Annotated in this window: 21 protein-coding genes and 1 pseudogene; 1 reads left to right on the forward strand and 21 read right to left on the reverse strand. The window is 70.9% G+C overall.

The genetic code is table 11. From position 1 onward, the window contains the following. Positions 1 to 2: 2 nt before the first annotated feature. From AC0B9F_RS21235 to AC0B9F_RS21260, 6 genes are all read right to left on the reverse strand, one after another. On the reverse strand, positions 3 to 1,640 hold the full coding sequence (locus tag AC0B9F_RS21235) for a hypothetical protein (RefSeq protein WP_472004856.1): 1,638 nt from the start codon (positions 1,638 to 1,640) through the stop codon (positions 3 to 5). A gap of 90 nt (positions 1,641 to 1,730) precedes the next feature. Then, complete coding sequence (locus tag AC0B9F_RS21240) at positions 1,731 to 2,033, reverse strand: hypothetical protein (RefSeq protein ID WP_472004858.1); 303 nt, start codon at positions 2,031 to 2,033, stop codon at positions 1,731 to 1,733. A gap of 27 nt (positions 2,034 to 2,060) precedes the next feature. Continuing rightward, positions 2,061 to 2,399, reverse strand: coding sequence for an RRQRL motif-containing zinc-binding protein (locus AC0B9F_RS21245; protein ID WP_472004860.1), 339 nt, complete (start codon positions 2,397 to 2,399; stop codon positions 2,061 to 2,063). Beyond that, positions 2,399 to 3,406 carry a DUF2637 domain-containing protein gene (locus AC0B9F_RS21250; protein WP_472004862.1) on the reverse strand — a complete coding sequence of 336 codons (1,008 nt, stop codon included), beginning with the start codon at positions 3,404 to 3,406 and terminating at the stop codon, positions 2,399 to 2,401. The genes AC0B9F_RS21245 and AC0B9F_RS21250 overlap by 1 nt, the downstream gene beginning before the upstream one ends. Continuing rightward, the gene (locus AC0B9F_RS21255) at positions 3,403 to 3,891 is read right to left on the reverse strand and encodes a hypothetical protein (protein WP_472004865.1); all 489 of its coding nucleotides are present in this window, start codon (positions 3,889 to 3,891) and stop codon (positions 3,403 to 3,405) included. The genes AC0B9F_RS21250 and AC0B9F_RS21255 overlap by 4 nt, the downstream gene beginning before the upstream one ends. Further along, complete coding sequence (locus AC0B9F_RS21260) at positions 3,888 to 4,145, reverse strand: DUF6284 family protein (RefSeq protein ID WP_472004867.1); 258 nt, start codon at positions 4,143 to 4,145, stop codon at positions 3,888 to 3,890. The genes AC0B9F_RS21255 and AC0B9F_RS21260 overlap by 4 nt, the downstream gene beginning before the upstream one ends. Positions 4,146 to 4,938: 793 nt before the next feature. Here AC0B9F_RS21260 and AC0B9F_RS21265 point away from each other — a divergent pair. Beyond that, on the forward strand, positions 4,939 to 5,946 hold the full coding sequence (locus AC0B9F_RS21265; protein WP_472005319.1) for an XRE family transcriptional regulator: 1,008 nt from the start codon (positions 4,939 to 4,941) through the stop codon (positions 5,944 to 5,946). On the opposite strand, the gene AC0B9F_RS21270 is transcribed toward AC0B9F_RS21265, so the two are convergent. From AC0B9F_RS21270 to AC0B9F_RS21340, 15 genes and pseudogenes are all read right to left on the reverse strand, one after another. After that, positions 5,930 to 6,721, reverse strand: a complete 792-nt coding sequence (locus AC0B9F_RS21270; RefSeq protein WP_472004869.1) for an NUDIX domain-containing protein — start codon at positions 6,719 to 6,721, stop codon at positions 5,930 to 5,932. The genes AC0B9F_RS21265 and AC0B9F_RS21270 overlap by 17 nt on opposite strands. Before the next feature lie 1,016 nt (positions 6,722 to 7,737). Continuing rightward, positions 7,738 to 9,108, reverse strand: coding sequence for a tyrosine-type recombinase/integrase (locus AC0B9F_RS21275; RefSeq protein ID WP_472004872.1), 1,371 nt, complete (start codon positions 9,106 to 9,108; stop codon positions 7,738 to 7,740). A gap of 58 nt (positions 9,109 to 9,166) precedes the next feature. Then, positions 9,167 to 9,355 carry a helix-turn-helix transcriptional regulator gene (locus AC0B9F_RS21280; RefSeq protein ID WP_472004874.1) on the reverse strand — a complete coding sequence of 63 codons (189 nt, stop codon included), beginning with the start codon at positions 9,353 to 9,355 and terminating at the stop codon, positions 9,167 to 9,169. 173 nt (positions 9,356 to 9,528) lie between these two features. Next, on the reverse strand, positions 9,529 to 10,677 hold the full coding sequence (locus AC0B9F_RS21285; RefSeq protein ID WP_472004876.1) for a DUF3631 domain-containing protein: 1,149 nt from the start codon (positions 10,675 to 10,677) through the stop codon (positions 9,529 to 9,531). A gap of 349 nt (positions 10,678 to 11,026) precedes the next feature. Continuing rightward, positions 11,027 to 11,995 (reverse strand): bifunctional DNA primase/polymerase, encoded by a 969-nt coding sequence (locus AC0B9F_RS21290; RefSeq protein WP_472004878.1) that lies wholly within the window; start codon positions 11,993 to 11,995, stop codon positions 11,027 to 11,029. 88 nt (positions 11,996 to 12,083) lie between these two features. Next, positions 12,084 to 12,551 (reverse strand): hypothetical protein, encoded by a 468-nt coding sequence (locus AC0B9F_RS21295; RefSeq protein WP_472004880.1) that lies wholly within the window; start codon positions 12,549 to 12,551, stop codon positions 12,084 to 12,086. Positions 12,552 to 12,589: 38 nt separating this feature from the next. Beyond that, a complete protein-coding gene (locus tag AC0B9F_RS21300) occupies positions 12,590 to 12,778 on the reverse strand; it encodes a hypothetical protein (RefSeq protein WP_472004882.1) in 189 nt (62 codons plus the stop codon). Positions 12,779 to 13,188: 410 nt separating this feature from the next. Continuing rightward, complete coding sequence (locus AC0B9F_RS21305) at positions 13,189 to 15,270, reverse strand: cell division protein FtsK (protein WP_472004884.1); 2,082 nt, start codon at positions 15,268 to 15,270, stop codon at positions 13,189 to 13,191. A gap of 121 nt (positions 15,271 to 15,391) precedes the next feature. Then, complete coding sequence (locus AC0B9F_RS21310; protein WP_472004886.1) at positions 15,392 to 15,562, reverse strand: pRL2-8; 171 nt, start codon at positions 15,560 to 15,562, stop codon at positions 15,392 to 15,394. Positions 15,563 to 15,564: 2 nt separating this feature from the next. Further along, complete coding sequence (locus AC0B9F_RS21315) at positions 15,565 to 15,882, reverse strand: hypothetical protein (protein ID WP_472004888.1); 318 nt, start codon at positions 15,880 to 15,882, stop codon at positions 15,565 to 15,567. Then, complete coding sequence (locus AC0B9F_RS21320; RefSeq protein ID WP_472004890.1) at positions 15,882 to 16,223, reverse strand: RRQRL motif-containing zinc-binding protein; 342 nt, start codon at positions 16,221 to 16,223, stop codon at positions 15,882 to 15,884. The genes AC0B9F_RS21315 and AC0B9F_RS21320 overlap by 1 nt, the downstream gene beginning before the upstream one ends. A gap of 422 nt (positions 16,224 to 16,645) precedes the next feature. Beyond that, a pseudogene (locus AC0B9F_RS21325) lies at positions 16,646 to 17,320 on the reverse strand (hypothetical protein); the annotation flags it as partial. Then, entirely contained in the window at positions 17,317 to 17,766 is a 450-nt protein-coding gene (locus AC0B9F_RS21330) for a Pycsar system effector family protein (protein WP_472004892.1), read from the reverse strand. The pseudogene AC0B9F_RS21325 and the gene AC0B9F_RS21330, both read right to left, overlap by 4 nt. Beyond that, positions 17,763 to 18,029: a DUF6284 family protein gene (locus AC0B9F_RS21335; protein ID WP_472004894.1), complete on the reverse strand. Its 267-nt coding sequence runs from the start codon at positions 18,027 to 18,029 to the stop codon at positions 17,763 to 17,765. The genes AC0B9F_RS21330 and AC0B9F_RS21335 overlap by 4 nt, the downstream gene beginning before the upstream one ends. A gap of 101 nt (positions 18,030 to 18,130) precedes the next feature. Further along, positions 18,131 to 18,319, reverse strand: coding sequence for a hypothetical protein (locus tag AC0B9F_RS21340; protein WP_472004896.1), 189 nt, complete (start codon positions 18,317 to 18,319; stop codon positions 18,131 to 18,133). Between the last annotated feature and the right edge of the window lie 167 nt (positions 18,320 to 18,486).

Below are 18,486 nucleotides of genomic sequence, written 5' to 3' on the forward strand. Positions count from 1 at the left end.
GCTTAGACGTTCCAGCCCTTCTCGGCCTCGTGGCCGTTGCGGGGGTCTTCGTGGCGGGCGATGTCCTGCTCGTGGGCCTGCCGGAACAGCGGGCCCATGTCCTCGGCGACGGCGACGGCGCTCATCAGGGCGCCGAAGATGTCGTTGAAGCCGTCCGCTACCTCCTTCTCCAGCGGGAACTCGGAGTCGGAGCGCTCGGCGAGGACCTTCATCACGTTCGCCACGTTGGTGAGCGCGGCGGGCAGGCCCTCGACCATGGCGAGGATCTCCATGGCGTTCTCGGGGTCGTACTGGTTGGCGGCCTGCTCCATCTCGGCGGCCGCCTCTTCGAACCGGAAACCGGACACGTTCTCTCCCTCACTGGAGTCGGGTGTGGTGCTGGTCGGGACCGTGGCCACGGGCCGCTGAACGCCGTCCGCGATGCCGTCCGTGCCGTCCTCGGCGGCCTGCGCGTCGGCGGCGGCTTCCTGCTTGGCCAGCTCCTCGCGGATCGCCGCGTCGCGCTCGGCGCGCTGCTCGGCCGCGACACCGGCCAGCCGCCGGAACAGGCGGCGGCCGGGGTGGATCAGCCAGGGGATGTTGAGCTTGCGGCCGATCGGGCTGGTGACCAGCCCGAGCAGTCCGAGCGGCAGGGCGAGCAGCGCGGCCAGCAGACGGCGGCCGTGGAAGCGGGCCGCGGAGCGACGCAACGCCTGCCGGGCCGCCTTCCGCGCCGGTGCCTTACGCACCTGGGCACGCTGGGCGGCGACCTTGCCTCCCGTGGCGGCGTCCCGCTTGGCACGGCTCTTGGCGACCGCCGCGTCCCGCACGGCCCGCGCCTTGCGAGCGGCACCGCCCAGCAGGCCTCCGCCTCCGCGACCGTTGCTCTTGCTCGGTCGGTTGCCGCCGGCGGCGGCCTTGGCCTGGCGTCGGGCGTCGGCGACCGCGCGGCGGGCCGCCGTGGTCTGCGCCCGCTGCCCGCCACGCGATCCGGCCGCGGTCTGCTGCGTCGACCGCAGCGCCTTGACCTGCCCGAGACGCCTCGCAGCCTTGCCCGCGGCGCCGCCCGCCGCCTTGGTCAGGCTCTGACCAGGCTTCTTGCCGGTCTTGCCGACCGTCGGGGTGCTGCCGTTGCGGGCGGCCGGCCCGGCGTTGGGGCCACGCTGGCCCGGCACACCGCTAAGCCGCCCCGCAGACCGGCCACCGGAACGACCGGCACCGCCAGTCGATGAGCGGCCCGCGCTGCTTCGATTGGCAGTGCCACGACCGGAGCTGCCCCGGCTGCCGCCCGTGGCCGCGCCCGCGCCCTTGCGAGCCAGGCCCGCGCTGCGGGCAGCCGTGCGGCCGGCGGCACGCGCCGCGGTGCGGCGGGCTTCACGACGCTCGTTGGGCTTGCGAGAGCGGGTGGCGGCGACCGTGCCGAGCACGACCGCACCCGTGGCGGCGACCATCGCCGCGATGGGCCCGCCGGCCAGGGACGCGGCGGCGACCATGCCCACGGTCGTGTTCGCCCCCGACAGGGCGAGCGGGACGACCGGCCAGCCTCCGGGCGTGTGGTCCACTTCCGCCGCCGGCGGGGCTCCGGGGGTTGCCGGGTCGGGCGGCGGGGGCGGGGTGGCCGGTGCCTCGACGGCTACCGGCTCGGTGCTGAGATCCGTCATGCTGAGTGCACTCCTTTGCGGAGTAGGGCCCGGCCGGGACTGTGGAAGGTTGGCGGCCGGGCCTGCCAGACAAGGAATGAGCGCGGCAACTTAGCCGCGGTGCGGGTGATGGGCTGCGATCTCCTGCCAGCGCCGGTTCTCCGCCGCGTCCGCGCCGGTCAGGCTCACCCGGAAGTCGCAGCCGGGTCGCTTGCAGCGGTGGGTGGTCGTGGCGGCGGCGTTGATCAGCCGGAACAACAGGCTGGAGAATGTGGCCAGGCAGGACAGGGAGCAGGCCAACAGCAGCGAGAGCGGGACGCCGTAGCCGTCCAGCCGCACTCCGATCGTGACAGCGAGCACGGCGCTGGCGGCGACGGCGCCGCCCACAAGGGCGCGATGACGTGTGTCGTCCACTGAGAACTTCCCTTCCGGAGAGGGTGGTTAGGCGGCGCGCTGTTCCTCGGGATAGGCGCAGGTGGCGCACGCGCCGAGCGAGGCGGGGATGACGTAGCCGGCATCCCGGCGGCACTCGGGGCACATGCGGCGGGCGGCGTTCGCCCGCTCCAGCGCCGCCCACTTCGCGGGCGTCATGGGCCGGACGGGCTTGGCCTGCTCGACCGAGTAGAGGTAGGCGACCAGCGGGCCGCGGCGGCGCCGCGGCCGTTCGAGCTGGGCGGCTACGTCCTGACCGCCGGGCCGCAAGCCTTGGGCGCGCAGCTGGCGGCGGGTAGCCAACCCGTCAGGGGCCAGCCGCCACCGGTAGACGGGGACGGTGGCCATCAGCGGCTCGCGATGGCCAGCTCAGCCCCGCCCGCGGCCGGGTCGCGGTGCTCGGCGTAGCGGGAAGACACCCAGCCGACCGACCAGCCGCACAGCTCCGCCGCCTGGCGCACCGACAGCCCCGCCGTGAACGCGGCGGCCACGATCGCGCGCGCCTCGTCCTCGCCGAGCTTCTCCGTGGCCGGGCCGCGCTGAAGCAGCGCGGCGCGTTCACGCTCCGCCCGCTCCTCACGCTCGCGCTGTTCACGGCGGTCACGCTCCTCGCGGTCGCGGCGCTCCTGCTCGCGGCGTTCGGCGGCCTCCCGTTCAGTGCGTTCACGTTCCCGTTCACGCTGTTCACGCTCGCGTTCACGGCGTTCACGCTCTTGGCGTTCCGCGCTCTCGCGGGCGGCCTGCCGCTCCATCTCCTCGCGGCGCAGCCGCTCCTCCCGCTCCGCCTGCTCGCGGGCCAGCGTGGCCTCGTGTTCACGCTGTTCACGCGCCAGGGCGGCGGCGTGCTCGCGCTCCTCACGGGCCTGCCGGCGGGCCGCTTCCTCGCGCTCGCGCTGCGCCTGCTCGGCCCGCTCGCGCTCGGCCCGCTGCCGCTCCTCCAACGCGTGCACGGCGGCCGTGATGGCACGGCGGTAGGCCAGCCCGGTCTCCGCGGTGACGATCAGCAGCAGCGGTGCAACGGAGTGCACGGCCACGCCGACCAGGTCTTTCTTCAGTGCGGAGTCGGCGGTGTTGAGGGCCAGGGTCATGACGCCGGTCATCCACCGCAGCGCGATCGGCCAGGCACCGCCGTGCCCACCGAGGCGGGCCAGCACCGAATCCAGCCGGACCACGATCACCACCGCGGCGTCCACGACCAGGGGCAGGATGGGGGCAGTCCAGTCCCATGCCTTGGGGGTGTGGGCGGCCATCAGCGGGGTGACGGTGAGGATCGAATACAGCATCGCGCCGGACACGATCAGCCACGTGCCCACCGACAACGCCTTCTCCGCTGAACGGATCTGAACACCGTTCACGCCGCGCCCTCCTCACCCTGCGGAGAGGGCACGCAGACGCTGCGAAAGCCCATCACGGTCTCGTCCCGCGTGAACGGGATCGTGCGCCACGCCACCGCCGTGTGCGGGCGTTCATCACCCGTCGTCCAGCCGTGAACGGGGGCGCCCTGGGTGGCCGCGTAGGCGTAAGCCTCCTCAGGACTGGCGTGGATGCTGTGCGGCTCGCCCCAGTGGAGCAGCAACACCAGCAACCGCCCCGCCCGCCGGGCCGCCTCCAGCTCGCTCTCCAGCAGCCGCACGTGCTCATCGGCTTCGGCCAGGTACTCGCGCAGGATCGCGGCGTCACTCTCCGCCGACACGGCGCGGCAGGTCAGCTCGCGGACGTTGTGGACGTGGCGGCTCAGGGCGGCATCCGCCTGCTCCTGCACCCGCCGTCCACGGGTACGGGCCTGATCGGCTGCCTGTTCCAACCGGTGCAGCGTGCCGGCAGTGACGATGCGGATCACGCCGCCTCCCCCGCGCTCGCGCGGTTGGCCAGCGCCGCCCGCTCGCTCAGCACCCGGTGCAGCGCCTTGCGCAGCCGCCGCTTGTCCAGCTCGTCCGGCGCGCGGTCCATCAGCGCGATCCGCACGTCCAGCAGCTCGACCTCCGCCAGGATCAGCGGCATCTCGCCCTCGACCGCGGCCAGCTCCGCGGCCGTCGGCTCGCGGTCCATCTCGTCGGCGGTAACAACCGCCTGAACAGCAACGATGTGCCTCATGGGTCGTGTGTCCTCTCAACAGGTTGAACGGCCCGAACAGCGCCCCGGAGTTGCCGCTCCGGGGCGCGCGCCGTTGGGGTAGGGGCCTCTCATACACGAGCGGCCACGGCCACCCGGCACACGCAGTCACTGCGACGGCGGTGTCGGGGACCGTGAGCACTGGTGCTCACCGCGGGCGTGTACGGCCCGCGAAAGGTTCTGCGGTCTCAGATGAAGCGATGCCGTCACCGCCCCGGAGGGCGGATCCGGGCGGGTCACCCGGCCCGACATGGGCGGTCGGGGTGATGACCCGCACCCATCGACCGCCCATGTTCAGGCGGCTGGGTCGGCACTCTGTTGAGTTCTCAAGCAACCGGCGCTTCCTTCGAGCCCCTTTCAGAGCCCTCCGGGCGTCATCGCGCACCGCGAATCGGAGCCAGCTCCGTTAACTGGTGCGCACCAGTAGATTGCACCTGGTGCGCACCAGAGTCAAGGTGGTTCGCTGGATTGGGTGGTGATCCCGTCCCGCGGTGCTTCTTCAGGAGACCGCCACCAGGGGGTGTTGCGGCAGCCAACTGACCTTCATAAAGGGCGGGTTAGGGTCACTGTTAACCCCTTTTGACCTGCGGCAATGTGAGGCATCATGGGCTAGCAGCCATCGCATCGATGCCGAGCGGAGTGCCCTGTGAGCGAAGGATCAGGACTGCGGAGCGCGCGGAAGGCGCGCGGCTGGTCGCAAGAGCGACTGATCCGTGAGATCGAGCAGTACGCCCGACGAAGCCTCACCGATGTCGCCTCGACAGCGAGTCTGCGGGTGTACGTCTCCGAGTGGGAGAACGGCCGGCGTTCGATCTCGGACCGGTACGCGGCGATCCTGCGCAAGCTCCTCGGCGTCACGGATGTTGAGCTGCGGGGCGTCACTCCTGAGCCCGCGCCCGCAGTGGCCGATGGTTACGACGACTTGTTGAGTCGGATCGACTCTGCCAGCAGCGTCAGCACGTCCATGGTGAAGGCGTTCAACGACCAGACCGAATTGCTTCGCACGATGGACCGGCAGATGGGCGCCGCCGGGCTCGTAGACCAGATGACTGGGCACCTGGCCGCCCTTGAGGACGCGTTGAACTTTGCCGTGTTACCTGCCGCTCGGCGGCCTGTTGCGCTCGCGCTCGCCGGCGCGTCGACCCTCGCGGCATGGCAGGCAATCGACTCCGGCGCCATCGAGCGAGCCTGGCGACACTACGAACTTGCGAAGCGCGCGGCGCGCGACGCGGAAGCGCCGATGTACCTCGCCCACGCGATGGGCGAGCAGGCCTATGTCCTCAGCGATGCGGGGCGGCCGGCGCTCGCCGTCCAACTCGTCCGCGACGCTCAGCGCTGCCTCGGTCAGTCCGGCTCGGCGCGGCTCCGGGCATGGCTATACGCGGCCGAAGCTGAGTTGTCCGCGCACGCCGGGCTGGTCGACGACTGCAAGCGTGCGCTGGACGCCGCCATGGCTGCTATCCCGCCGGGCCCGGAGGATCGCGACCCGGACATGCTCAGCATCTTCCTGAACGACGCCCACCTCGCCCGGTGGCACGGCAACGTGCTAGGCCTGCTCGGTGACGATGATGCGGTGACCAGCCTCTACGGCGCACTCGAAATGATGGACCCGACGTTCGTCCGGGCGCGGGCGGGGCTGCATGCGGATCTGGCGCAAGCCCATCTCGCCCGTGCCGAGTACGACGACGCGCACACGCATCTCCGGCAGGCGCGACTGCTGGCGAGCCGCACCGGTTCGGTGCGGCAGCGCCGTCGCGTCGACAGGCTCAGTGAGCGGCTGTGATGCTCTGCTTGCCCCTGGTCGCCAAGATGTGAAGCAGTGCAACCAGGGTGCCGGAGCCCAGTAGCTCACCGCGGGCCATGAGCCCGGGGATATCGGCGAGGGGCACCCACTCGATGTGGCCGGCCTCTTCAAGGTCGGTCGGCTCGCCAACCTTCTCCGCCCCATGAGCTACGAAGATCTCATGGGGCGAGTCGACCATGCCGACCATGGGTTGATAGCTGACGACGTGCTCAATGTTCTTCGGGCGCCACCCGGTCTCTTCGACGACTTCCCGCAGCGCCGTGTCCGCCGGCTCCTCACCCTCGTCGACGATGCCGCCGGGCAGCTCCCAGCCGAAGCGCTGCGGCACGAACCGGTACCGCCACATCATGAGCACGCGATCCTGATCATCGAGCACGGCCGTGATGGCGACGTGCTGAAGCCTGACCACGTGGTGCTCGAACCGCTCCACGCCGGGCGGCTCAACATCCCAGAGTTGAAGCTTCACCCATCGGTTGTCGTAGAGATCGCGCTCACCGTGGATGCGCCACGGCTCTAGCCCGTCCGGGGTCTTTACGCTCACCGCGCCGGGCACCCGGTAGGAGCTGCGCCCCCGCACCTCCAACGCGCCCTCTGCCACGAGACGGGCGAGAACCTGCCGGAGCGCCGTCCTGCCGATGCCCAGTTGCTCGGTCAGTGCGCGTTCAGAGGGGATCTTCTCTCCGGGCCCGCCGTACGCGCCCTCGGCAAGCCGGTGTCGAAGCGTCTCGTAGACCTTGGTCGTCTTGGGTCCCATCCGCGGAGCACTCTCCGTTCTGAAGTGGTGCGTACCAGCGTAGCGGGACGTACCGTTGTAACGGTTTTGTAACTGTCGCTCCTGGGTGTTCCTCGGAGGCTGTCGGCCGCGAGGGCAAAGCCCGCTTGAAGCCCGGTGGCTGACCCAGGGGGCAACAGGTCGCCTGCGCCCCCGCGTGAGTGTCTGAGCGCGCCAGGTTCATGACGTTCTGACCTCCAGGAAGGCTCCGCCATCCCCGTTATTGCATTGCAATGCAATGCAATAACGGGGATGGCGTAATCCCAGGTCAGGCAACAAGTGTTGCCCTAGAGTGGAGCGTTTCGCCCTGCAAATCGCGAACGCTCGGGTGGTGGAGGGTGTCCGAGCGGGCGCCGGTACCTCTGAGGCAATGTGTAAGCACCTCACCCGGGAAGTGAGAGCCGCGGGTGAGGTGCCTGACCCAAAGGAGAGTCGATATGAGTGTCGCCCAGTGCGTACCTCAGCCGTCAAGTAAGCCGCGCGTGCGATGGCTGGTCGTGATCGCAGTGATTGCAGTGATCGTTGTCGCGAAAGCGTGCCCACTTGTAGCCCAGGTACTGGGTATCGCCGCCAACCTGGCCGCGGTCGCGGGGTGCGCTTGCCTGGCTAAGTACTTCGTCAAGGGCGGCCGCTCCTTCGCGCGACGCCACGTGGCCGCAACTTAAGAGGGCCTGAAGCGTCAGGGCGAACCGATAAGCGCTCCGTGGGGCATCCGTGGGGCGCCGGACACCTGCTATCAGGACGACCAGGTGGCAGGGGGGAGCCTGCGCGGTCTGTAAATCTGCCGGCTCAGCCTTCCCAGGTTCGAATCCTGGCGCCGCCACGCTGAGGGAGACCCCCTCCGACCTGCTGAAAAGCGGTCGGAGGGGGTTTCTTCGTATTCGAACACACTGATTCGAACGGTGGTCGAAAAGCGAGGGTTGTCTCACCTGGTCTCAGGTGTGACCCGATCCTGATCAGCGTGTGTCCCCCAGGTGTCCCCCGGGGGACGTGCTCTCTTAGTGCCATTCCCGCAGGCCAGCCTCAATCTGGCGGTTCGCTCGGTCCTGAGCCTGTGCCAGAACCTTCGCGTAGACCCGCAGGAGCACAGCCACGGAGTGCCCGGCCCTACGCGCTACCTCCATGGGATCGACCCCGGAGAAGAGCCAGAACGAGACCCCGGCGCATCGCAGGTCGTACGGCCGGCGGGCGAGTGGGGACGCCACCTCGGAGGGGGACAGGACGGCGCTCCGGGCTTCCGCCCAAACCTCTCCGTATCCCGTGTCCTGAATCACACCGCCGCGGCTGGTGCGGAACAGGCGTCCATCCGGTGCCGCGCCGAATCGCTCGATGTGCCACCGGAGCATTGCGACGAAGTGCGGCGGGATCGGCACGACTCGCGAGTCCCGGACCGCTCGGGCCTTCAGGTGGCGCTCTTGGTGGGCCCGGTCGTCGTCTGTCCAGTCGTGGCCGGCATGGACGATGCCGCCGCGAAGCGTGAGGTGGCCCCACCCGCGCTTGGGCAGGTGACACTGTGACGCCTTCAGTCCCACGGCCTCAGCGGGGCGCATGGCGGCGTAGTAGAGGCACCCGAAGAAGGCTTCGAGGTGCGCGCCACGCTCCCCCTGCGCGCGTACCGCTTCGAGCAGCGCCCGCACCTGGCGCGGGTTGGCGACACTCGCCGGGTCAACTTCCTCGGTGGATTTCGGTGCCGTCCACTTCACCGTGGTCAGGGGGTTCACGGGGATGGTGAAGTACCGCCGTTCGACGGCGAGCCCGAGAACGTCGCTCAGGCAGGCTCGCTTTCGGCGGGCGGTACGGCCCGCTGCGGGGGAGCCGTTGAGAAGCGTCGACAGGGCGTCGAGCGCCGTGCGGAGCGTCGCGGGGTCTTCAAGCGCTGAGATGGCCACGGAGTTCTTCTCCACCCAGCGAAGAGCGTCGGCCACCTCGGCGGGAGGCTCTTTGTCCCAACGGCTCTTGTTGTACGCCCAGCTGTAGAGGGCCCTGCGCAGCTCTTGGGGAGCCGGGCGGCCGGCCGTGGTCTTCACCAGGGCGGCCGTGATGGTGGCGAGGGCGTCGGCGTCGTTTCGGCGGGACTTGGCCGGGAGGCGGTCCCATCTGCCGTCCACGTACGCTCGGGTGTGCTCGTACCAGGTCACGGAGCCGTTCAGCGCGCGGAGTTCCGAGGCGGGCAGGCCCGTCTCCACGTCGAACTGCTCGCCCTTGCGGAGAGCGGTCATCAGCTCGGATCGGCGACCGTCTGCCTGCGCTTTGACGGTGTAGCTCTTGGAGTGCTTTTGGGGACCGACAAGCCAGCGGACGCGATAGGGCTTCGGGCGGTCGCGGCGGGTTTCGATGCTGTAGACGCGAACGTCGTACGTGAAGGGCATTGCGCTCCGGGCAATGAAGGGGCCCACCTGAGAGAGTGGGCCCGAGGGGCGATGTGAGTCAGGCGGCGTACTCGGTGCAGCTCTCCCACCACGCGTCCAAGTCGGCGCGGCTGACGCGGACCTGACCGTTGGGGAGCTTGCGGAGCTTGGGAGCTTGGCCGCGGGCGCGCATCCGGTAGAAGGCGGCGCGGCTCATGCCGATCTCGTCGAGCACTTCCGGGAGCTTGAGCATCTTGGTGCCAGCCAAGGTGGTGACTCCTTCTCGGGGAGGCGACGGGGGGGGGACCCTCTGAGGGCCGCTACTTCCGCTACCGCCGCTACCTCGCAGGTCAGGGGCCTGTTCGAGGTAGCGGGAAGGGGTAGCGGTAGCGGATGGGTAGCGGCTCGCGGTGGTGCTTGCCGCTACCCCGTTTGTGCTGCTCAGGCGGCGTTTTCGGTGCCGGGTAGCGGAGGTAGCGGACTTTCCGGGGGAGGGGGGCAGTAGCGGGCCCACGCGTCCCTCAGGTCGGCGGCGTAGTAGCCCTTGAGGACGCTCCCGCCGGCCTTGATGTTGCGGGAGGTGATCGGCTCGATGTCGGCCGTCATGTACTCCGCGAGCATCCGCGACAGGCGCCGGTTGTCGAGCGGCTTGCCGTTGAGGTCGGCCCAAGGGGCGTCGTCCAGGGCGTTGAGCCGGTCGAGGATGGCGATGGTGGGCAGGCGGTCGATGCCGACCATGACGTGGTCGCGCAGGTCTGTGAGTAGCCGGACTCCGAGGCTGCCTTTGTCGTTGGCCTTGGACGCTGTAACCAGGGCGACGCAGGCTTCTCGGGCCCGGTCGGGCCAGTTCACACCGGCGGCGTCCGCGACCGCGAGCAGCGGTTCCCATACGTCGGCGGGCCGGTCCGTGACGCCCTCGGGCATCGTCGGCCACACGTTCATGACTCGCTCGCTGACCTGCTCTGCCCAGGTGGCGAGCCGGTCGCGCAGGGCGAACCCTTCCTTCTCGTGGATGCGGGTGCGGTAGGGCTCGATCTTCTCGTTGCGGGCCCTGCGCCGCATGCGGATGTTGACGGAGCGGTCCCGGATGGTGTCGGGCAGGTAGCCGAGTCCGGCCACGGCGACGGCGGCGTAGGAGTGGAATGCCTGCACGCTCTGGTTGGCGCCATCTCCCACGCAGCGGAACATCGGCCGGTTGCGGCGGTGTCCTGCGTTGATGAATCCCCGAAGCTGCTCGTTCTCCCCAGCCTTGGGGCCGAAGATGGTGTCGATCTCATCGAAGAGAATCGTGGGCCGCTTGCCGTCGACCCCGGCAACCGCGCGGAAGAGCGCGGCGGCGGAGGCGTCCACAGCGGCCATCGGGTTGGGCACGAGCGTTTCCACGATCTCCAGCGCACGCGACTTCCCGGACCCCGGCTCGGGGGACAGGAAGGCGAGGCGCGGGGTGGACTCGAAGCAGTCGAGCAAGTGGGCGTGCGCGTCCCACAGGACGACCGCGACGTAGGCGGCCTCGGTGGGGAAGACGTTGAAGCGGCGGTGGAAGGCTTCCACCTCGTTCAGCAGTGCCGCGCCGTCGATGGGCTCGGTCATGCGGCGGCCCTTCCTTCCTGGGGGTTGCGCAGGGGGCATGCGTCGCGGTGGGCGGTGTGGTCGGCGATGAGGGCGAGCACCCGACGGTGGCCGATGGCGCTGCGGTCGCGCCCGCACGCGCACCTCGAAGTGGCGGTCGGGGTCGCACCGCGCGGTGCGGCGACGTTCAGCCACGCGACGGGGCGCCGACCGTCCGCCGGGTGCGGGTCAGAGCGAAGAGCAGACAGGACGCCCATTCGGGCGGCGCCTTTCGGCTCGCCCACGACCGCCGTTTCCACAGCCTGTGGGGCGGCTGCCGGGCCGGTGGAGGTTGGGGTGGGGCAATCCAGGGCGGGGGGAGTCGGCGCCGTCATGCCGCCTCCCGTGGGGTGGCATGGGCGGTGATCCAGTCCATGGCGCTCCGGATGGTGGCGCGGCACTCGGCCGGCGGCAGGCCCGTCGACTCCCCCGCCCCCTGGATTGCCTCCTCCACCACGTGCCGGGGGATGTCGCCCCACGCCACGAACCGCCCCACCTTGCAGGCGCTGCGGTACAGCGTGGCGTTGCGGCCGTTCGGCCCGCCCTCGGTCGCCGCGGCGATGACGGCGCACTCGCGCTCCAGCGCCACCCGCGCGGCGCGGGTGCCGTCGTGCACCCGCACCGGCACCGGAGCGGGCCTGTCCGGCTCCGTGAGCAACGCAGTGAGCCACGCGGGTAGTTCGGCCACCGGCCCGTCGTGGGCGACCTCGTACGTGCCGTCAGGGGTGCTGCTGCCGGGGGCGACGACGTAGCCGCCCCAGGCGCGGGTGTCGATGTTCGGCCCGAGCCGCTTCACGCTGCACCTCAGGCGCGCCCCGGGCGGGGCGGTGAAGTACAGGTGCTCCCCTCCGCGCGCGGTCCGCACCCGGTAGGTGGCGGGCACGGTCTGCCCGGTGCGCTCGCAGAGCGCTTGCAAGGAAGTGGCGCCGTCAGGCGCTCCTTTCGGCTCTTCGGGCTTGGGCACGTCCAGATCGATGACGAGCAGTCCGGCCGGGCCAGTGGCGATGCCGACGTTGTAGGGCCGGTGGCTCCATGCGGCGTGGATCAGGTCAGGGTCGGTGGTGGCGCGCTCCTCCGGGGTGCGGTGCCCGTTGGCGCACCGCCCGGTGCCAGGGCAGGCGCGTTCGGCATGGCCGGCTGGGCGCTTGCTGCCGGGTTGGAGCGGGATGACGGGCCAGCCGCGTTCGGCCGCCGTGAGGGCGGACGCGAGTCGCGGCAGGCATTCCAGGGAAGCGCTCGGGATGCCGTCCGGCGGTAACGGCCGGTCCCCGCCTCGCCGGATGTGGGTCGCTTGGGTCATGCTGGGAGACCTCCATAGGTCTGTTGAGGACTGGAGACAAGGGCGGCCCCGCGACTTTGGCGAGACGAGGGGGCCGCTCTTGGCGTAGCTAGCTGTGGAAGTGGTTGCGCTTGAACACCGCCCGGCGGATGTTCACCGTGGTCCCAGCCTTGTGGTGGCCCTTGGCGGTGAGCACCTGGACGGCGATGAACCCGCCGAACAGGACGGCGGCCAGCGTGATGAGCTGGGTGATCAGCGCGGTCAGTGCGGCGATGAACGTGGTGAGCAGCAGCAGGCCGCCGCACACGGCGAGGAACCCGACGCCCCCGAGGGCGACGTTGACCGCCCCCCGGGAGACGGTCGGCTTGGCGGCGAGCGGTTCGGGCTGGGCGGGGCTGACGGCGTAGCCGGTGACGATCCTGCCGTCCGGGAGGACGATGCTCGCGACCGTGGGAACGGTGCCCGGCTGTATGGGTGCGAGGGGCGCTGGTACGACGGTGGCCGGGGTGATGGGGGCGGGGCGGTGGGTCTCGACGGCCCGCGGCGAGGGCGCCGGGAGGTGCTGTTCCGGGGTCATGGAGTTCCTTCCGGTGCGGGGTGGGGTGACTGGCCTGGTTAGGGGGTGGGGATGGCGTGGACGATGGCGGCGGTCATCTCGTTGATGGGTCCGGCGGCGCCGGTGGAGGCGAGGAAGAACCCGAACATGGCGGCGACGAATGCGGCGCCTGGGGTGAGGCTGCGGGAGCGCAGCAGGAAGAACAGGACGAGGCCGAACAGGGCGACGAGTGAGACGGTCACGGCCACGGCGTGAACCCCCTGTCGGAGTCGTGGCGGCGGTGCGGTTGGGTGCCGGCGCGGTGGATGTCCCGTCCGGTGTTGAACAGGCGGCGCCCGGTGCGGAGCCGGTAGCGGCGCCCACGGCAGCGGGAGCACGCTTTGACCGTGCGGCGGGCCTGCCGAATGCCGGTCCCGGAGCACTTCCGGCACGGCGCGAACGGCCGGACCGCACATAACACGGTGTAACCGGCGAGGGTGAGCAGGACGGCGAGGCTAGCGAGAGCCACGGAGGCTCACATCCCTTCTCGGGGCGGTTTCCAGGGGTTTTCGCAGGTGGACCGCTAGACGCTAGTTCGCTGATCAGCGGCCCTGTGGGGCGCTAGTGAGGCTGCTAGACCTAGCGGTGGCGGCTGCTAGGTCTAGCAGTGCCGCTTGGGTCAGGCGGCGGCCCGATCGGCGTTACGGCGAGTGATTGCGGCGGTGACATCGGCGCGCTTGATGCCGCGCCGGTTGGCTCCCTCGCCCTCGTCCGTGGTGCCCCACACCTGGCCCGGCTTGATGCCCCAGGGCTTGAGCGCGGCGGTGACGTTCTCACCGGCCCAACCGGCATACGTCTCGGGGTGGGCGGCGGTGAGCCGGGCGGCGATCCGCTCGCACCACACGGCCTTTTCGTCGTCGGCGATGACGTCCAGGACATCGGCGAGGATGTCGGAGCCGCTGCCGGTCGTCTCCGGGCCCTTGCCGATCGCGTGGCCGGTGACGTTGCCGTAGTCCTCGCGGGCCTGGCGGGCGCGGGCGACAATGCGTTCGGCGGCGACCGCGTCCACGAACGCGGACGCGACGATCCGCGGGTCGTCGCCCTCGCCGGCCATCCAGCAGATGCCCCGGTCGGAGCGGGAGAACATCGTGGCCCGGTACCCGGACTTGTACATCGAGGTGCCCAGCACCATGTCGTTGGCGGGCTGGCCCATGACCTTCAGGCAGAACCGCAGGACTGCGTTGGCGCTGATGCCGGTGGGCAGGGACTTGGCGTCGGGGCGCTGGGTGCCGAACATGGCCACGATCCCGAGCGCGGGACCGCGCTTGACCAGGTCGGTGCAGATCGCCTCGATCTCCTTGCCGTGCTCCTCGTGCTCGAACGGCACCTGGCACTCATCGAACCCGACCACGATCGGGTGCAGCCCCAGGCGCTGGTCACCGGCGAGTTCCGGGGTGACCTTCGACTCCGGGCACCGTGAACGGGGCAGGGACTTGATGACCTTCGCCCGGCGCCGCAGTTCCTCCTTCAACTCCCGCAGGGCGTGCACGACATATTCGATGTCCTCGTCTTCCTCGCCGGCGCGGTAGCGGTGGCAGACCGGTTCCAGGGCGCCGAAGTCACCGGTGCCCTTGAAGTCGAACGCATGGACCTCGGCGCGCGGGTCGAGTGCGGCAATCAGCAGGAACAGCCGCATGAGAAACGTCTTGCCCATGCGGGGGATGGAGCCGACGACGACGGATGCGAACATGAGGGTCACGGACACGTCCCGCATGCGCTGGTCGTTGCCGAACACCACCGGGCGGAATAGGTCGACCGTGCCGGACTTGGCCAGGGGCCAGGCGGGTTTGGTGGTCTCGTTCATGGGCTTGTCCCCCACCCACAGCACCAGGCGGCCCTCGTGCTGCTCGGGGTCCGGGGAGGGCCAGACGCAACCGGTCTTGCGGCGCAGACCGGAGGCCAGGGGCTTGCGGGCCTCCATGATGTCCTCGGGCGTGACGCCGTAGGGCAGGTCCAGATCGGCGCGGTAACCGGGCCCGTCCCGGACGATCTCCGAGACGAACCGCAGGCCGTTCATGTCACCGCCCTTCTTGATCGCGGCGGTGATCTTCGCATTCCCGATGCTGTCGAGGCCGCGCAGGACGATGGAGCCGGTCAGCTTCTGCACCTCGGTCTTCAGCACCGCCGGGCCGACCACGGGCGCATCGGGCTGCTGCCCGCCCAGGCCGAGCAGCAGCACACCGCCGGCCGCGAACGCGTACAGGTAGGCGGGGGCGAGGACGTACAGGTAGAGGGCGAACCCGAGACCGAACACGGCCGCGACCAGGGTGACCAGACCGCGCAGGCGGATGCGGCCGGCACGCAGCCGGGCCAGGCGCATGTACTCCTCAACGTCCTCGGTGCGCACGGCGAACTCGCGCAGGGGCGCGGCCTCCCGGTCCCACACCCACCGGTTCGTCGCCGCGACAAACCGGCACGCACCCCGGGGCGACATCAGGGCCAGGCGTCCGGCATACACCGGCACCCGCACCCCGTGGAACAGAGCGGCGTAGCCGACGTTCGCGCCCGCGTGGCGGGCGGTGGCGAGGAAGTCACGCTTGTTGGTGAGCCATCCGGCGAGCACCGGCTTACGCTTTTCGATGGTCACCTTCGGGTCCGGCAGGGCCGGGTTGTCCACCGGCACCGGCGCCGCCGGGGCGTCCTCGTCGGGGCCGGTGTCAGGCACGGGCCGCAGGTGCGGGCCCATCGTGCTGTCCGTCATGCTGAATGCTCCCTGCTACTCGAAAACGGGTGGTGAAGGGCCCGGGGGCGGTCTGTTTCCTTGGCCGGGACGACCGCCCCCGGGGGCATTGCTTACGGGCTGTTCTTGGCCCGGTGGGCGCTCACCACCACCAGGACTTCTTCTTAGGCACGAGGTTGGGGTGGCCGTTGCGCATGTGGTCGAGGCACTGCGGGCAGTCCTCGCGCGGGCCGAGGCGGGCGTGTGCGCGCTTGTCGTGGGCGTGCTGCCAGCACTGCGGACACTCGCCCGGAGGGGTCTGCTGGGCGGCCATGCTCACCACCAGCCGGAGGACTTCTTGGCGGCCTTGGCGGTGGCGGCCTCGTTGACGATGCGCTGCCGCTCGGTCTTCAGAGCGGCGATCTCGGTGATGAGGCGGGTCTCGGCGCTCTGCCAGGCGGTGTCCATCTGCCGGTCGGCGCGGGCGGTGCCGTTGCCCTTGTGCAGGCTGCGGGTGCCGGAGACGACCGCGCCGAGCACGGCGCGACGCTCGCGGCCGTCCAGCGGCCACATCTCGCGGTTCTTCACCGCGGTGAGCTTGCGTTCGTTCTGCTGGATGGCCTTGTCCAGGCGGCGGGTGTCGGGCTTGCCCATCAGGCACTCCTCGGGGAGGTGGAGGGGGAAGCGCAGGGCACGCAGGTGCCGAGCTGGGACGGGATGACGTAGCCCGCGTCGGTGCGGCACTGCGGGCAGATGCGGCGGGCGCGGTTGGCCTTGTCCAGCGCCGCCCATCGCGCCGGCGTCATCGGGCGGACTGGCTGGGCGAGGTCGACGCGGTACAGGTAGGCGACCAGCGGGCCACGGCGGCGGCGCGGGCGCTCCAGCTGCGCCGCCACCTCTTGACCACCCGGCCGCAGGCCGCGGGCGCGGAGCTGGCGGCGGGTGGCGTAGCCGTCCGGGGCGAGGCGCCACCGGTAGACGGGAAGGGCTGCCATCACGCGGCCCGCTCGGCGAGCAGCGCGTCGCGCAGCATGCGGGCATTGGCCGGCGAGGTGCGCAGTTCGCGGCGGATGCCCTCCGCTGTGATCTGCCCGGCATCGAGTCCGGCCGTTGCCTTCCGCGCCTGCGCCAGCAGCTCCTCGGGTGTCCGGCGGGTACGGGGCGACTTCGCAGCCGCCGGAACCCTGCCGGTCACCCGACGCGGGCGGGGCGAATCCGCCGGACTGGTGCGGGCAGGAGCCGCCTCGATCGGCACCGGTCGGACGGCCGGCACGACCGCCGGGAGCGGCTTGGTCGGGGTGGCCTGCTTGCCGAGATCGACCGGCACAGGATCGGGCACTACAAGCCGTGTCAGCGTGACCATGGCCGGGGTCGATTCCGGCTGGTCAGCCGTAGACCGTTCTCGACCGTTCTCGGTCGATTCCTCCGCATTCGTGTCGGTGCCCGGTGTGGTGTTCCAGGCGGGCAGTTCCCACCCGTTGGCGACGCTGGCGAGAGCCTGCCCCGTGCCATCCCCCTGCCGGGCGCCTTCCAGCTCCGACCATGCCCCGGCCAGGTGGCCGGCGGTCTTGGCCTGGACGCGGGCGACGCGGGCACCGGCCGTGGTCACGGCCGTGAGCCGGGTCTCCTCGGTCACCGCCCCGGCCCGCAGTCGGGCACGGGCCACGGCTGCCTCGTCTCGCGCTTCCTGCTGGATCGACTGAATCTGATCGAGTGCGGTCGTGGTGAGTGCGGTGCGCTCCCACAGTCCGTGGACCAGCCACAGCGCCTTCGCGGCGAGCGGCAGCCACGCCACGGCCAGCCACGCCCCACGGCCCTCAACGGCGGTGAGTGCGTGAGCGACCAGGACGCCGGTGGCGAGCAGGCCGAAGGACCAGCCGACGGCGGTCACCGGAGTGCTGTGGTCGCCCTGGGCGGCGAGGCGGCGTTCGTAGGCGAGGGTGGCCAGCCATCCGCCGTCGATGCCGAGACCGACGACCAGGGCGACCGGCCACGGCACCGCTCCGCCGAGCCACATCACGACCACGGCGAGGGTGAGCACCATGGACACCGCCGTCATCACGGCGGCTGGCAGAACGGTCCTGGTCTTCATGCCGCACCTCCGAGGGCGAGCAGGGCGGCGAGGATGAGCAGGGCGCCGCCGGCGTAGGTGAGGTCGATGGCGCGGCGGAGGTGGGCGAACTTGGCCACGGCCAGCCGGGACAGGCCTGCGACGTCGGCGGACAGGTCGCGGGACGCTGCGGCGGTGGCGACCTGGTCGGCGGTGAGCGTGGCCCACAGTGGGAAGCCGTGCCGGCCGCGCAGGTTCGGCCGGGTCGAGCGCAGCAGCAGCCCGGCCGCGGTGACCAGCACCGCGAGGCCGAGGCCGCCGGTGAGGTAGGCGGCGAGGTTGAGGGGCAGGTCGCGGGCGACGGACCAGGCGCCGGCGAGGACGGCGCCGACGAATGCCAGCAGCAGGCCGGTCTTGGTGTCCGTCCGCGCGATCTCCGCCTTCACCTCGGCGTGCATCGCGGTCAGGTTCTGCTCGGTGGCGCTCACGCGGCGCCTCCCGCCGGCATCGTGGCGGTGAGGTTGGCGAGCGCCGCCCGTTCCGCGAGCACGCGGCGGCGGGCGCGGCGGATGCGGCGGGTGTCCAGCTCGGTCGGGGTGCGGTCCAGGGTGACGATCTGTGCGTCGAGCAGGTCGACCTCCGCCATGATGGCGGGCATCTCCTGCTCGATCGCGTCCAGCTCCGCGGCCGTCGGCTCGCGCCAGTCGGCGAACGCGGTAACAGCGTCCTGAACAGTGACGATGTGGTCCATTGGGTCGTGTGTCCTCTCACAGGTGAAACGGCCCGAACAGCGCCCCCGGAGTTGCAGCTCCGGGGGCGCGCGCCGTTGGTGTCGGTGGGTGGTGGTGAAGGTCAGCGGCGGCGACCGAAAGCCCAGGTGACCAGGCTGCTCACGGTGTCCGTGGCGTCGGTGACGCGACCGGACTCCAGCTCGTTGGCGCGCTGCTCCAGACGGCGCGCGCCCTCCTCGTTCCCGCGGTTACGCACCTCGCGAGCCGCCTCGCGGTTCTTCTTGGCCTGGGCCTTCATGCGCTCGGACATCGGGGTCCTCTCGGGTGACGGAAGCGGAACCATCCCGGCTCCCCTCAGCGCTGCTCGTACGAGACGAGCAGCGGAGGCAACCGGCGCGGCGGAGGCCGCGAGGGTGTCGAAGCGCGATCGAGTCGCGCGGTCCGCCTTTTCGACTCGGGGAGGCGGGGCCCACTTAT

This window comes from Streptomyces sp. NPDC097129 (assembly GCF_055668065.1).